Annotated in this window: 10 protein-coding genes; 3 read left to right on the top strand and 7 right to left on the bottom strand. The window is 71.8% G+C overall.

What is annotated here, in order from left to right:
* Positions 1 to 16: 16 nt before the first annotated feature.
* Positions 17 to 2,734, bottom strand: a complete 2,718-nt coding sequence (acnA, locus tag ABT171_RS38445; protein WP_351251127.1) for an aconitate hydratase AcnA — start codon at positions 2,732 to 2,734, stop codon at positions 17 to 19.
* Positions 2,735 to 2,955: 221 nt separating this feature from the next.
* A complete protein-coding gene (locus ABT171_RS38440) occupies positions 2,956 to 3,651 on the bottom strand; it encodes a hypothetical protein (protein ID WP_351251125.1) in 696 nt (231 codons plus the stop codon).
* Between the two features lie 207 nt (positions 3,652 to 3,858).
* Between ABT171_RS38440 and ABT171_RS38435 the strand changes: the two genes are divergently transcribed.
* Together ABT171_RS38435 and ABT171_RS38430 are read left to right on the top strand one after the other, a co-directional pair.
* A complete protein-coding gene (locus tag ABT171_RS38435) occupies positions 3,859 to 5,388 on the top strand; it encodes a helix-turn-helix domain-containing protein (RefSeq protein ID WP_351251123.1) in 1,530 nt (509 codons plus the stop codon).
* A 143-nt stretch (positions 5,389 to 5,531) separates the two neighbouring features.
* Positions 5,532 to 6,512 (top strand): NAD(P)/FAD-dependent oxidoreductase, encoded by a 981-nt coding sequence (locus ABT171_RS38430; protein WP_351251121.1) that lies wholly within the window; start codon positions 5,532 to 5,534, stop codon positions 6,510 to 6,512.
* A 104-nt stretch (positions 6,513 to 6,616) separates the two neighbouring features.
* Here ABT171_RS38430 and ABT171_RS38425 read toward each other — a convergent pair whose 3' ends face one another.
* The 5 genes from ABT171_RS38425 to ABT171_RS38405 form a co-directional block, all read right to left on the bottom strand.
* Positions 6,617 to 7,210, bottom strand: a complete 594-nt coding sequence (locus ABT171_RS38425; RefSeq protein WP_351251119.1) for a helix-turn-helix domain-containing protein — start codon at positions 7,208 to 7,210, stop codon at positions 6,617 to 6,619.
* A 75-nt stretch (positions 7,211 to 7,285) separates the two neighbouring features.
* The gene (locus tag ABT171_RS38420; protein WP_351251117.1) at positions 7,286 to 8,428 is read right to left on the bottom strand and encodes an acyl-CoA dehydrogenase family protein; all 1,143 of its coding nucleotides are present in this window, start codon (positions 8,426 to 8,428) and stop codon (positions 7,286 to 7,288) included.
* A gap of 4 nt (positions 8,429 to 8,432) precedes the next feature.
* Positions 8,433 to 9,182, bottom strand: a complete 750-nt coding sequence (locus ABT171_RS38415) for a thioesterase II family protein (RefSeq protein ID WP_351251115.1) — start codon at positions 9,180 to 9,182, stop codon at positions 8,433 to 8,435.
* Between the two features lie 2 nt (positions 9,183 to 9,184).
* Positions 9,185 to 10,825 (bottom strand): GMC family oxidoreductase, encoded by a 1,641-nt coding sequence (locus ABT171_RS38410; protein WP_351251113.1) that lies wholly within the window; start codon positions 10,823 to 10,825, stop codon positions 9,185 to 9,187.
* The gene (locus ABT171_RS38405) at positions 10,822 to 14,121 is read right to left on the bottom strand and encodes a non-ribosomal peptide synthetase (RefSeq protein WP_351251111.1); all 3,300 of its coding nucleotides are present in this window, start codon (positions 14,119 to 14,121) and stop codon (positions 10,822 to 10,824) included. The genes ABT171_RS38410 and ABT171_RS38405 overlap by 4 nt, the downstream gene beginning before the upstream one ends.
* 195 nt (positions 14,122 to 14,316) lie before the next feature.
* On the opposite strand from ABT171_RS38405, the gene ABT171_RS38400 reads away from it, so the two are divergent.
* Positions 14,317 to 14,892: a flavoprotein gene (locus ABT171_RS38400; RefSeq protein WP_351251109.1), complete on the top strand. Its 576-nt coding sequence runs from the start codon at positions 14,317 to 14,319 to the stop codon at positions 14,890 to 14,892.
* Positions 14,893 to 15,007: the final 115 nt, after the last annotated feature.

Genomic DNA, 15,007 nt, shown 5'->3' with positions numbered 1-15,007 from the left:
CGCTGGGCGCCGCCGCTTACTTGCGGATCAGGTTGCGCAGCACGTACTGCATGATGCCGCCGTTGCGGTAGTAGTCGGCCTCACCGGGGGTGTCGATGCGGACGACCGCGTCGAACTCGACACCGGTGTCGGTGGTGACCTTGACCGTGCGCGGGGTGGTGCCCTCGTTCAGCTCGGTCACGCCGGAGATGGAGAAGGTCTCCTCGCCGGTCAGGCCGAGGGAGGCGGCGGAGGCACCCTCCGGGAACTGCAGCGGCAGGACGCCCATGCCGATGAGGTTCGAGCGGTGGATGCGCTCGTACGACTCGGCGATGACGGCCTTGACGCCGAGGAGCGCGGTGCCCTTGGCGGCCCAGTCGCGGGACGAGCCGGAGCCGTACTCCTTGCCGGCCAGGACGACCAGCGGGATGCCGGCGGCCTGGTAGTTCTGCGAGGCGTCGTAGATGAAGGAGACCGGACCGCCGTCCTGGGTGAAGTCGCGGGTGTAGCCGCCCTCGGTGCCCGGCGCGATCTGGTTGCGCAGGCGGATGTTGGCGAACGTGCCGCGGATCATGACCTCGTGGTTGCCTCGGCGGGAGCCGTAGGAGTTGAAGTCACGGCGCTCCACACCGTGCTCGGTGAGGTACTTGCCGGCCGGGGTGTCGGCCTTGATGGCGCCGGCGGGCGAGATGTGGTCCGTCGTCACCGAGTCGCCGAGCTTGGCCAGGACGCGGGCGCCGGCGATGTCCTCGACCGGGGCCGGCTCCATGCCCATGCCCTCGAAGTACGGGGGCTTGCGGACGTAGGTGGACTCCGGGTCCCACTCGAAGGTGTTGCCCGTCGGGACCGGCAGCGACTGCCACTGGGCGTCGCCCGCGAAGACGTCCTGGTAGGACTTGGAGAACATGTCCTCGCCGATGGCGCTCGCGACGACCTCGTTGACCTCGGCCTCGGTCGGCCAGATGTCCTTCAGGTAGACCGGGTTGCCGTCCTGGTCGGTGCCCAGGGCGTCACGGGTGATGTCCACCTTCATGGAGCCCGCGATGGCGTACGCGACGACCAGCGGCGGGGACGCCAGGTAGTTCATCTTGACGTCGGGGTTGATCCGGCCCTCGAAGTTCCGGTTGCCGGACAGGACCGAGGTGACCGCGAGGTCGTGCTCGTTGACGGCCTTGGAGACCTCCTCCGGCAGCGGGCCGGAGTTGCCGATGCAGGTGGTGCAGCCGTAACCGACGAGGTTGAAGCCGAGCTTGTCCAGGTACGGGGTGAGGCCGGCCTTCTCGAAGTAGTCGGTGACGACCTTCGAGCCCGGGGCGAGGGTGGACTTGACCCACGGCTTGCGGGTCAGGCCCTTCTCGACCGCCTTCTTGGCGACCAGGGCGGCGCCGATCATGACGTACGGGTTGGAGGTGTTGGTGCAGGAGGTGATGGCCGCGACCGTCACCGCACCGTGGTCCAGCTCGTAGGTCGTGCCGTCGGGGGCGGTGACCGGGCACGGGTTGGACGGGAAGCCGTTGGGGTGGGCGGCCGGGGCGTCGGAGGCCGGGAAGGACTCCTTGCCCGCCTCGTCGACGTCGTCGACGTAGTTGCGCACGTCCAGCTTGAACTGCTCGGCGGCGTTGGCGAGGACGATGCGGTCCTGCGGGCGCTTGGGGCCGGCGATGGACGGGACGACCGTGGACAGGTCCAGTTCGAGCTTCTCGGAGAAGTCCGGCTCGGCCTTCGGGTCCAGCCAGAGGCCCTGCTGCTTGGCGTAGGCCTCGACGAGGGCGACCTGCTGGTCGCTGCGGCCGGTCAGGCGCAGGTAGTTCAGGGTCTCGTCGTCGATCGGGAAGATCGCGGCGGTGGAGCCGAACTCCGGGGACATGTTGCCGATGGTGGCGCGGTTGGCGAGGCTCGTGGCCGCCACACCCTCGCCGTAGAACTCGACGAACTTGCCGACCACACCGTGCTTGCGGAGCATCTCGGTGATGGTGAGCACGAGGTCGGTGGCGGTGGTGCCGGTGGGCAGCTCACCGGTGAGCTTGAAGCCGACGACGCGCGGGATGAGCATGGAGACCGGCTGGCCGAGCATGGCGGCCTCGGCCTCGATGCCGCCGACGCCCCAGCCGAGGACGCCGAGGCCGTTGACCATCGTGGTGTGCGAGTCGGTGCCGACCAGGGTGTCCGGGTAGGCCTTGCCGTCGCGGACCATGACGACACGGGCCAGGTGCTCGATGTTCACCTGGTGGACGATGCCGGTGCCCGGGGGTACGACCTTGAACTCGTCGAACGCGGTCTGGCCCCAGCGCAGGAACTGGTAGCGCTCCTTGTTGCGCCCGTACTCCAGCTCGACGTTCTGCTTGAAGGCGTCGTTGGTGCCGAACTTGTCGGCGATGACGGAGTGGTCGATGACCAGCTCGGCCGGCGCCAGCGGGTTGATCTTGGCGGGGTCGCCGCCGAGCTCCTTCACGGCCTCACGCATGGTCGCGAGGTCCACGACACAGGGCACGCCGGTGAAGTCCTGCATGATCACGCGGGCCGGCGTGAACTGGATCTCCTGGCTGGGCTGGGCCTGCGAGTCCCAGCTGCCGAGGGCGCGGATGTGGTCGGCGGTGATGTTCGCGCCGTCCTCCGTGCGGAGCAGGTTCTCCAGCAGGACCTTGAGGCTGTACGGCAGGCGGGCCGAGCCCTCCACCTTGTCCAGCCGGAAGATCTCGTACGACTCGTCGCCCACCTGCAGCGTGCTGCGGGCGTCGAAGCTGTTCGCCGACACGACAGTCTCCTTCATTGATGTGCGCGTACCACCGTCAATCGTGCCGCCACGCCGGCTTGGCCGAACCAGTGAGGGCAGGCTAAGTTAGGCATGCCTTACTGGAGTGGCGGCTACGGTGCGCCTCGGCAGATATCTCGATGTCGAGATAACTCTAGTACATGGGCGCTGGATGGTCATGCCCGACCCGGCCCGGCGCGCACTCCGGGCCGCGCCGGGGGCGGCTACCAGCTCCGCTCGGCGGTCATCTTGGCGGGAGCCAGGACCTCCGCATGACCGTGGTCGCCGTAGACGGACTTCCGCCAGCGGACGAACGCGTCGGCGGCGTGCTCCAGCTTCTGGTCGTCCCAGACGCCGTAGTCGACCCACACATCGGCCTCCGTACGGCCGCTGTCGTCGGGCGTGCGGATGCAGACCCTGTCGACATGGGCGGCGATGGCGGCGTCGCCCTTCGGGGCGCTCGTCGTCAGGTAGGCACGGAATTCCCGTTTCATCGAGAACCAGCGGTGCGGCCCGGTCCCCGGCGCCCCCGAGGGCGACCCCTGGTCGTCGGTGGTCGTGTCCGCCGTGTCGCCCGCGGACGGCCCCTGGTCGTCGGTGGTGGTGTCCGGAAGCTCCTGGCCACCCTGATCGTCCGACGTCTCGTCCGGCAGGCCCCGGTCGTCCTGGTCGTCGGACGTCTCATCCGGAAGCCCCTGGTCGTCGGTCGTCGTGTCCGGGAGCTCCTGGTCGTCGTTCGTGTCCTCCGGAACGTTCCCGACATCGCACGCCCTGTCGGCCACGGTCGCCGCGGTCGCCCGCGGTGACGGTGAGCCCGGGCCGCCGCGCGCCGCGTCCGCGTGCCGCGCGCCGCAGGAGACGAGCGCGCAGCAGCCTGCGAGCAACGCGGTGACGAGGCGGCGGCGCATCTTGGTCCTCATGTGTATCCCCCTTCGGGGACAGAGAGGGGCGCGCGTGGACCGGGGTTGCCTGGGTAACCGAGTGTCATGCGACATCGGTGGATTTGCCCGGAACCTCCCAGCCGCCGTCCTGCCATTGCGCCAGGGCGCACTGACGGTCCGTCACGGACGTCACCCGAACGGACCCCCCAACAGGCGCCATCTCATATCTGAGATAACCTCAACCCCATGGCAGACGACTACCTCGTACGCATCGGCAAGCTCATCCGTGACGCCCGGCAACACCGAGGCTGGACACAGACGCAGCTGGCGGAGGCTCTCGGCACCAGCCAGAGCGCGGTCAACCGCATCGAGCGCGGGAACCAGAACATCAGCCTTGAGATGATCGCCCGAATCGGTGAAGCCCTGGACAGCGAGATCGTGTCGCTGGGATACGCGGGTCCGATGCATCTGCGCGTCGTCGGCGGCCGTCGGCTGTCCGGTGCCATCGACGTCAAGACCAGCAAGAACGCCTGCGTGGCCCTGCTGTGCGCCTCGCTGCTCAACAAGGGCCGGACGGTGCTGCGCCGGGTCGCGCGGATCGAGGAGGTGTACCGCCTCCTGGAGGTGCTGAACTCCATCGGCGTGCGCACCCGCTGGATCAACGACGGCGTGGACCTGGAGCTGGTGCCGCCCGCCGAGCTGGAGATGACGGCGATCGACGCGGACGCTGCCGTACGCACCCGCTCCATCATCATGTTCCTCGGCCCGCTGCTGCACCGCATGGACCACTTCAAACTGCCGTACGCCGGCGGCTGCGACCTCGGTACGCGGACCATCGAGCCGCACATGATCGCGCTGCGCCGGTTCGGCCTGGACATCGCGGCCACCGAGGGGCAGTACCACGCACAGGTCGACCGCACGGTCCGCCCCGACCGCCCGATCGTGCTGACCGAGCGCGGCGACACCGTGACCGAGAACGCGCTGCTGGCCGCCGCCCGGCACGACGGCGTGACGGTCATCCGCAACGCCTCCTCCAACTACATGGTCCAGGACCTGTGCTTCTTCCTGGAGGCCCTCGGCGTCAAGGTCGAGGGCATCGGCACCACCACGCTCACCGTGCACGGCGTGCCGAACATCGACGTCGACGTCGACTACTCCCCCTCCGAGGACCCGGTCGAGGCGATGAGCCTGCTGGCCGCAGCCGTGGTGACCGAGTCGGAGCTGACGGTGCGCCGGGTGCCGATCGAGTTCCTGGAGATCGAGCTGGCGGTCCTGGAGGAGATGGGCCTCGACCACGACCGCAGCCCCGAGTACGTCGCGGACAACGGCCGTACCCGCCTGGTGGACCTGACCGTCCGGCCCTCCAAGCTGGAGGCGCCGATCGACAAGATCCACCCCATGCCGTTCCCGGGCCTGAACATCGACAACGTCCCGTTCTTCGCGGCCATCGCGGCGGTCGCGCAGGGCCAGACGCTCATCCACGACTGGGTCTACGACAACCGCGCCATCTACCTCACGGACCTCAACCGCCTCGGCGGCCGGCTGCAACTCCTCGACCCGCACCGGGTGCTGGTGGAGGGGCCGACCCGCTGGCGCGCGGCCGAGATGATGTGCCCGCCCGCCCTGCGCCCCGCCGTGGTCGTCCTGCTGGCGATGATGGCGGCCGAGGGCACCTCGGTGCTGCGCAACGTGTACGTCATCAACCGGGGCTACGAGGACCTCGCCGAGCGCCTGAACTCGATCGGCGCCCAGATCGAGATCTTCCGGGACATCTGACGGCCTTCGGGAAAGGCGCCGTCACGGACGGCCGGTCGACCGGGACACCGGCCACGGAACGCGTCCTGGCGGCGTTCCGGAAACGGCAACAAAAATTGCTCGGGCCGAGCCTCCGCCGCACCCTTGCGGCGGAGGTGGTCGCCATGACCGGCGCATTCAACGACACGACCAACCGGACCTCGTACGACGTCATCGTGATAGGCGGCGGGGCGGGCGGGCTGAACGCCGCGCTCGTGCTCGCGCGGGCCCGTCGCTCCGTCGCCGTCATCGACTCCGGGGAGCCCCGCAACGCACCCTCGGCCCATATGCACGGCTTCCTGTCCCGTGACGGGGTCCCCCCGCTCAGCGTGCTGGAGACCGGACGCGCGGAGATAGCCCGCTACGGCGCCGTCCTGGTGGAGGGCCAGGTGGACCAGGTGGAGCCCGGCGAGCCGGGCGGGTACGTGGTCCGGCTGGCCGGCGGCGCGACGCTGGACGCCCGCCATGTCGTCCTCGCCACGGGCCTGCGCGACGAACTGCCCGCCATCCCGGGGCTGCGCGCGCGGTGGGGCAAGGACGTGATCTTCTGCCCGTACTGCCACGGCTACGAGGTCCGTGACCAGCCGCTGGTGGTACTGGGCGTTCACCCGGCCTCCGCCGGGCAGGCGCTGCTGCTGCGCCAGTGGTCGCACGACGTCGTGTACGTCCCGCACACCCAGCCGGTCACCGAGGAGGACCGGGAGCGCATGGACGCGCGCGGGGTCAGGGTGGCCGAGGGGCCGGTGTCGGGTGTGCTCACCAAGGACGGGCGGCTGTACGGGGTGGAGCTCGCCGACGGGCGGACCCTGGAGTGCTCCGCGGTGTTCGTCTTCCCGAAGATGACCCCGAACGACGCGGTCTTCGACGGTCTCGGCTGTGCGCGGGACGAGGCCGGCTGGCTCGTCACCGACCGGACCGGGCGGACCAGCCGGCCGGGCCTGTGGGCGGTCGGCAACGTGGTGGACAGTCGCGCCCAGGCCGTCACCGCGGCCGGTATGGGGGCTGCCGCCGCGTTCGCGCTCAACCACGACCTGGTGGACGAGGAGATCGAGCGGGCCGTCACCGCACACCGCGCGACGTCCGCGACCACGGCCGCGGCCCACTAGGTCCTGTCGTCAGGCGTCCGGCGTCCCTTCACCGCCGGGGGCACCCGCGGGAGCCCGCGGGTGCCCCCGGCGTCGGCGTGTCGGCGTCCCGGCCGGCGCGGCGTTCAGGCGTGCGCCCGGTGGGTCGGGCGGGCCCGTACATGCATCCGCTCGCCCTGGCGGCCGAAGAGGCTCAGGACCTCGACGGGGCCCTCGCCGGTGCTGCCGAACCAGTGCGGCAGCCGGGTCTCGAACTCGGCCACCTCGCCGGGGCCGAGGACCAGGTCGTGGTCGGCGAGGACGAGCCGCAGCCGGCCGGAGAGCACGTACAGCCACTCGTATCCCTCGTGGGTGCACAGCTCCGGCGTGGTGCGGCCGGCCGGCAGGACCATCTTGTAGCTCTGGATCGGGCCGGGCTGGCGGGTCAGCGGCAGCACGGTGTTGCCGTGCACCCGGTGCGGCTTGAGCCGGACCCGCGGATCGCCCACCTCCGGGGCGCCGACCAGTTCGTCGAGCGGAACCTGGTGCGCCTGGGCGATGGGCAGCAGCAGTTCCAGGCTGGGGCGGCGCTGGCCCGACTCCAGCCGTGACAGCGTGCTCTTGGAGATGCCGGTGGCCTCCGACAGCGCGGCCAGCGTGACACCGCGGGCGGTGCGCAGCCGCTTGAGCCGGGGGCCGACCTCGGACAGGGCCTGGGCGATGGTCGGGGACTGGTCCACGGTGTCATTACATCGACCACGTCCCCGAACTCGCAACGCGATGTGCTGTTTTCGGACGCCCGTCGCTCGTGCTGGTCACAGGCCGAGGGACCGCCCGATCAGCTCCTTCATCACTTCCGTGGTTCCGCCGTAGATCGTCTGCACCCGGGCGTTGGCCCACTCCCGGGAGATCGCGCTCTCCTTCAGGTAGCCGTAGCCGCCGTGCAGTTGCAGGCACCGGTTGGCCATGTCCACCTGCAGCTCGGTCGTCCACCACTTCGCCTTCGCCGCGTCCGTCACCGACAGCCGTCCCGCGTTGAGTTCGCCGATGCAGTGGTCCAGGAAGACCTGGGCGATGGTGAGTTCGGTGTCCATCGTGGCGAGCTGGAACCGGTTGTGCTGGAAGCCGCCGATGATCTGCCCGAACGCCTCCCGGGTGCGGGCGTACTCCAGGGTGTCGGCGAGCATCCGCTCGGCCGCGCCCACCGCGACGGTCGCGATGCTCAGCCGCTCCCGGGGCAGCCCGGCCATCAGATAGGCGAGCCCGGCGTTCTCCTTGCCGATGAGGTTCTCGGCCGGCACCCGGCAGTCGTCGAAGAACAGCTCGCAGGTGTCGCTGGCGTGCCAGCCGAGTTTCTCCATGCGCCGGCCGCGGGTGAACCCGGGGGTGCCGCGTTCGACCACCAGCAGGCTGATGCCCTGGGCGCCGCGCTCGGGCGCGGTCTTGGCGGCGACCACGACGACGTCGGCGTTCTCGCCGTTGGTGATGAAGGTCTTCTGCCCGTTCAGGACATAGCCGTCCCCGTCGCGCACGGCGGTCGTGCGGATGTCGGCGACGTTGGAGCCGGCGTCGGGCTCGCTCATCGCGATCGCCGCGATCAGCTCGCCGGCGCAGAGTCCGGGCAGCCACCGGGCGCGCTGCTCCTCGGTGGTGCGCTCGGCCAGGTATCCGGCGATGACGTCGTTGTGCGCGACGAACCCCGGTGCCGTCGCCCGCGCCCACATGATCTCCTGGGCGAAGACGGCCGGGTAGCGGAAGTCGGGCTCGCCGCCCCCGCCGTACTCGGGTGCCACGCCGATGCCGAGCAGGCCCGCCTTCCCGGCCTTGCGCCACACCTCCCGGTCGACGATGCCGTCGCGCTCCCACCGGTCGTGGTACGGCACGACCTCCCGGGTCAGGAACTCCTGGCATGCGTCGCGGAACTGCTCGTGCTCCGCCTCGTAGCGCCTGCGTGCCATGCGGTCACCTCTCCCCGGCGCCGGTGTGGTCGGCGACGGTCGTCAGGGTTTCCTTGGGGTTCTGTACGGCCGCGAAGTGACCGCCGTCGATCTCCACCCGGCGGACCGGGGCCGTGCTGTGCGCGGACCACGGCCAGACCTTCTCCGGCGGGGCGTGCACGTCCTCGCGGGCGGCGATCAGGGTGAGCGGGAAGTCCACCCGCAGCCCGGCGGCCTCCCGCGCGAACTCGGCCCGTACGGCGTCGTCCTCGCGCAGCATCCGCAGCAGGATGCGGCTCATCGTGGGGTCGGCGAGCACCGCGGGCGGGGTGCCGCCGTCGGCGGCGGTCCGGGCGAGCAGTTCCTCGTCGGGTACGCCGGCGAGCAGTTCCCCGGGCCGCTGGAGGGCGGGCGGTACGGCCCCGGACAGCACGGCGCGTTCGGGTGCTGTGCCCGCCTGGCGGGCCACGGCGGCGGCGACCGCCAGGCTCGTCGTGGCGCCGAAGCTGTGCCCGAAGGTCGCCCAGCGCACGCCGGGGGTGCGGGCCCGCTCGGCCAGCAGGTCGGCGAGCACCTGCTCGGCCATGGCGCGCACCAGGGCGTGGAAGCCCGCGGCCCGGCGCTCGCGGCGGCGCGTCCCGCGGCCCGGGGCGTCCACGCCCCGGACCGACAGGTGCGGACCCGTCAGCGGCTGCCAGCCCCGGTAGACCAGGGAGGTCGCCCCGGCGTGCGGAAAGCAGTAGAGCAGTACCGGGGAACCGGATCGAGGCTGCACGGTCACTCCTTCGTGCTCCGGGCCAGCTTCTCGGCCAGCATCAGGGTGGTCAGGTTGGTGGGCACGCCGGGGATCGCCGGGAAGAGCGAGGCGTCGGCGATGCGCAGGTGTTCGGTGCCGTGCACCCGGCCGTCCTGGCCGGCGACCGCCCACGGGTCGGTGGCGGGCCCCATCCGGCAGGAACCGGCCGCGTGCCAGCCGGGGTTCATGATGTGGCGCACGCCGCTGCGCACGACGCCGTCGCTGGCGATCATCCGGTCGCTCCAGAACTGGGTCTGCACCAGCCGGCCGGCCAGGCCCGGTGAACGCAGGAAGCCCCAGGCCCGGCGCACGCCGTGGCAGAGGCGTTCCACGTCCTCCGGGTCGGTGCCGAGGCCCAGTTCGATGACGGGCGCGGCGGTGGGGTCGGCGCTGTCGAGGAAGACCCGGCCGCGGGAGCGCGGGCGCATCAGCATCACCGAGGCGCCCACGACCAGCGGCCAGCCGAGGCGGTCCACGAAGCCGGGGATGGTGTGGCTCTCCACGTTGTTGAGCAGCCCGACCTGGATGTCCACGTCGTCGTCGAAGCCGCTGCTCATGCGGGCCGCGACCTGCCGCCAGGGCAGGCCCGGCGTGCACACCCCGTCGGCCGGCCGGGACCAGATGACGACCGAGGGGTGGTCCACCAGGTTCCTGCCCACGCCGGGCAGGTCGGCGACCGGGGTGATGCCGAGCGCGCGGAGCAGCGCCGCGTCGCCGACGCCGGAGCGCTGGAGGATGGCGGGGGTGCCGACGGCGCCGGCGCACAGCACGACGTGCCGGGCGCGGATGGTGCCGGGCCGGCCGTCCGTCTCGGTCTCCACGCCGACGGCCCGGTTCTTCTCGAACAGCACCCGGGTGACCCGGACCCCGGTACGCAGGCGCAGGTGGGGCAGGTTGCGCGCGGCGGAGAGGAACGCGGTGGCGGCGTCCACGCGTTCGCCGTCGACCGCGTTGCCGGGGATCGGGCCGACCCCGGCCTCGGCGCCCGCGTTGAGGTCCGGCAGCGTGGCGACGCCCTGCCGGTTGCACTCCTCCCAGAACGCCGCGTCCAGTTCGTGCACCTGCTCGCGCGGGGTGCGGCGGACGGGCAGCGGGCCGCTGTCGCCGTGCAGCGGGCCGGGGAAGTCGGCGTCGTTCTCGATGTCCTTGTAGAAGGGGAGCACCTGCTCCCAGGACCAGTCGGGGTTGCCGTGCGCCGCCCAGGCGGCGAAGTCGCGGGGCAGGCCGCGCAGGGCGATGGCGCCGTTGACGGCGGAGCCGCCGCCGACGACCTTGCCGAGCTGGTAGGGGAAGCGTTCCCACAGTGCGCGGGCGCCGGCCCGGCCGGGGGGCGCGCCGGCCGGCGTGCCGGCGCCCCGGACCAGGTCCTCCAGGCGGCTGCTGGTGCGCAGGTTGGCCCGGTAGTCCCAGTTGTAGCCGGCGAGCACGAGCCGGCCGGCGTCGGCCAGCGGATGGGACCGGTCCCGGGGACGGGGCTGGTCGGCGCCCGCCTCCAGCAGCAGGACGTTCCCGGAGTCCCGGGCGGCGAGCCGGGCGGCGGTGACGGCACCGGCCGAGCCCGCTCCGACGATCACGTACTCCCACTCGCGGACCTGCGCGGCGGGTTCTCGGGTGGCACTCACGCGGCCTGCTCCTCGACGGATCCCATGAGTTCGGCGAAGGACGCGATCGACGCGTTCATGAACAGTCCCTCGACCATCTCCTGCTCCGCCTCGGCGCCGATGCCGAACTCGGTGCGCAGCAGCGCGAGCAGGCCGACGGCGTGCAGGGAGTCGCCGCCGATGTCGAAGAAGCCCTCCTCCACCCCGAAGTCGCGGTGGCCGAGCTGCTGCGACCACAGCTCGAACAGCCGCTCCTCCAGCCGGCCGCGGGGTGCGGTCCTGCGGTCGCCGGCCTCGGAGTCGTCGTTCCACGGCGTGGGCAGCGCCTTGTGGTCGATCTTGCCGTTGGCGGTCAGCGGCAGGGAGTCGAGCGTCAGGAAGCGGCTGGGCACCATGTAGCCGGGCAGCAGGGCCGCCAGCGCCTCGCGCAGCGCGGCCGGGTCCGGGTCGGCGCCGGCCTCGGGCACCACGTAGGCGGCGATCTGCCGCTGGCCGGTGCGGGCGTGGGCGGGCGCGGTGACCAGCGCGGTGCGCACGCCCGGCTGGCGGACGAGTGCGGCCTCGATCTCGCCCAGCTCGACCCGGTAGCCGTTGATCTTCACCTGGAAGTCCTCGCGGCCCAGGATCTCGATGTCGCCGCCGGGCAGGTAGCGGCCGAGGTCGCCGGTGCGGTAGAGGCGCTCCCCCGTGACGGGGTGGACGAGGAAGCGTTCGGCGGTGCGCTCGGGGTCGCCCAGGTACCCCTGGGCCACGCCGGTGCCGCCGATGTGGATCTCGCCGGTGACCCCGACGGGCGACGGCTCCAGCCACTGGTTGAGGACATGCATGGTCTGGTTGGCGAGCGGCTTGCCGTAGGGGATGCTCGACCACTCCGGCCGTACGGTCTCGATCGGGTGGTGGATCGACCAGATCGAGCCCTCGGTGGCGCCACCCAGGCTGATCACCCGCATCGCGGGGATCTTCTCCCGGATCCGGTCCGGCAGGTCCACGGGTATCCAGTCGCCGCTGAGCAGGGCGAGGCGCAGCCGGCATCCGCGCGGGGCGCCGCCGTCGCCGAGCGAGTCGATCCACATGCGCATCGGGGCGGGCACGCTGTTCCAGATGGTCACGCCGTAGCGGCCGAGCAGCTGGGTCCAGTGCGCGATGTCGTTGCCGCGGGCCGGGGCGGGGACGACGACGGTGCCGCCGGCGCCCAGGACGCCGAAGACGTCGTACACCGACAGGTCGAATCCGGTCGGGGCGAGGGCCAGCACCCGGTCGTCGGGGCCGACGCCGAAGCGGTGGTTGATGTCCTGCACGGTGTTGGCGGCACTCCGGTGGGTGATCATCACGCCCTTGGGTTCGCCGGTGGATCCCGAGGTGAAGATCACGTACGCCAGGTCGTCGGGGCTCCTCCGGCGCGCGGGCCGCTCGGCGGAGCACTCCAGGGTGGCCGCGTCCTGCGGAGTCACCAGCGTCACGCCCTCGGGCCAGCGCAGCGACTCGCGCAGGTCCGGCTCGGTGACCACGGCGCGCACCGAACATCGCGCCAGCAGCCGCAGCCGCCGTTCCTCGGGCAGTTCCGGGTCGATGGCCACGTAGGCGGCGCCTGCGTGCAGCACGCCGAGCAGCGCGGAGTACTGGGCGGCGCCCGGGCGCATGGACACGGCGACGATCTCGCCCGGTGCGGTGGCGGGGCCGGTCAGCAGCCGGTGGGCGATCCGGTGGGCGTCCTCGGTGAGTTTGCGGTACGTGGTCTCCGTGCCGGGGGTGAGGACCGCGACCGCGTCGGGGCTGCGCCGGGCCGCGTCGGCGACCAGTTCGTGCAGCAGGGCCGGCGGGATGTCCGCGGCGGTGGCGTTGGCCAGCGCCCGCTCCTCGGCCTGCTCGGCCGGCAGCGGTACGAGCCCGCGGGTGGTGTCCCAGACCGACGGGTCGTCCGCGAGCCGGTGCAGCAGCGTCACGTACGCCTCGAACATGTCCTCCAGGGTCCCCTCGGGGAACAGGCCCTCGACGGCGTTGAAGTTGACGCTGAGCCGGCCGTCGAGCTCCAGGATCTGGTTCTCCAGCCACACCTGCGGGGTCCGGCTGTGGTCGTGCACCAGCTCGCCGAAGGACTCCAGGGCCCCCGCCCCGGGGACGCCCTCGCCGCCGAGGGTGCTGGAGAAGACCACCGGCATCGACGCCCGGCCGTCGTCCCGGCGCCGGGCCAGGTCGCGCAGCACCCGGATGCCGCCGTGCGTGGCGTGCGCCAGGTCCGCTAGGAGCCGCTCCTGGAGGTCCGCGGCCCGCTGCGCGAACGTCTCCTCGGGCCGTCCGCCGACGGCGAGCAGCCCCGGGGAGAGGAAGTCGCCCATGATCTCCTCGGTCTGCGGGTGCAGGGGGAGCCGGTGGAACTGGGTGACGGTCAGGGTGAACTCCTGCCGCCGCGACCAGGTCCGCAGCACCTCCGCGTACGCGGCGAGCAGCACGCCGGAGGGGGTGAGCCCGTGCCGGCGGGCCGCCGCCCGCAGCTCCTCCCAGCGCTGCGGGGCGAGCACGGCGCGGTGCCGTACGAACCGCGGGGTGCCGAGCTGTTCGGGGGCCGTGGCCAGCGGCAGTTCGGGCGCCGGGGGAAAGGTGTCCAGGCGCTCGGCCCAGTACGCGGCGGCGGCCCGGCCCGCGCTGTCCTCGCGCAGTTCCTCCTGTGCCAGCACGTAGTCGCGGAACGACAGCTCCAGCGGCTGGACGGGCAGGCCGGGGTCGTCATAGTGGCGGCGCCACTCCTGCATCAGCGTGAAGAGGCTGCGCATGTCGAGGAAGAGCAGGTCGACGGCGAGGTGCAGCCGCACCCGGCCGTCGTCGAGGAGGGTGGCCCGGACGTCGAGCTGCGGAGCCCGGTCGGCGGGCAGCACCTGCTCGGTCAGTTCGGCGCGGATCCGCTCCAGTGCGGCGCTCTGTTCCCCGGCCGGCCGGCCGCGCAGGTCCGTGGTGCGGACGAGGTACGGCGCCGGCTCGTCCGCGGCGAGGATCCGCTGCGTCTGGCCGGTCCCGGCGACCGTGCGCAGCGCGTCGTGCCGGGCGACGACCTTCCGCAGGGCCTCGGTCAGCCGGTCCACGTCGAGAGCGGGGCAGTCGAACTCCAGGTAGTACTGGCTGGAGATGCCGCCGAGTTCCAGGCCGCCCAGCCGGCCGATCAGATACGCCTGCTGGATGTCGGTGAGCGGGAAGGGTTCGTGGCGCCGCTCGGGCTGCGGCTTGAGTTCCGGCAGGTCATGGTCCGGGCCACGGTGGCCGGCCCGGGCGCTCAGTTCCGCGAAGAGGTCCTCCATCGACGTCCGCCCCTTTTCGTCAGACAACTGGTTGGCCTTCTCATGCGTGGTGCGTAAGGGACGTTAGGCAGCGGCCGCATTCGGTCTCAATACGGTCCGACCGTAGGGACGGCCGAAGGATTTGGCCGGTGCTGGACCACCGCTGGACCCGCGCCGGATTCTGTCTGTCATTGCCGTTCATGCCGTTGACCGAAGGCGGGACGGCGGCGACATCATCGGGGCATGGGAATTCAGAACTCCCCGGGGACAACGGGGAAACGCATACTCATCGGGGCCACCGGTTCGATTGCGGTGACCGGACTTCCGGCATATATCCAGGGGCTGCGGCGGCACATCGAGGGCAGTACGTTCACGGTTCTGCTGACGCACACCGCGGCCTCGTTCATTTCTCCCGAGAGCCTCGCCCTGTTCGCCGAGCGGGTGGTGAGCGGTGAGTCCCCGGCCGACTGGCCGACCGACAAGCCGTCCCGGCTCGCGGCGGACCACGATCTGCTCGCCGTGCTGCCGGCCACCGCCCACACCCTGGCCGCGGCCGCGGCCGGCGCCGCGCCGAACCGTCTGCTGACGGTGGCGCTGTCGGTGGACTGTCCCGTCGTCTACTTCCCGGTGATGGGCGCCAAGATGTGGCGCAAGCCCGCGGTGCAGCGCAACGTCGCGCAGCTGCGGGAGGACGGCGCCCTCGTCAACGAGCCGGAGTGGCACGACGGTTACGACCCGGGCACGGGCACCACGAGCCACCACCCGGGGCTGCCGTCGCCGGAGTCGGTGGCCAAGGTGATCGGTGATCTCCTCGTCTGACCCGGCCGGACCGGCCGATGTGCGCGGTGCCCCGCACCCCTTCCGGGGGTGCGGGGCCACCTGGTACGCCCTCGCCGAGGCCCACGGCTCCGACTGGCACACCTGGCCCGAGGGC

The organism is Streptomyces sp. NPDC001851, assembly GCF_040297165.1.
Classification (GTDB): Bacteria; Actinomycetota; Actinomycetes; order Streptomycetales; family Streptomycetaceae; genus Streptomyces.
Note: the sequence above shows the minus strand (reverse complement) of the source record. Positions and strands in the feature narration are given on the sequence as shown.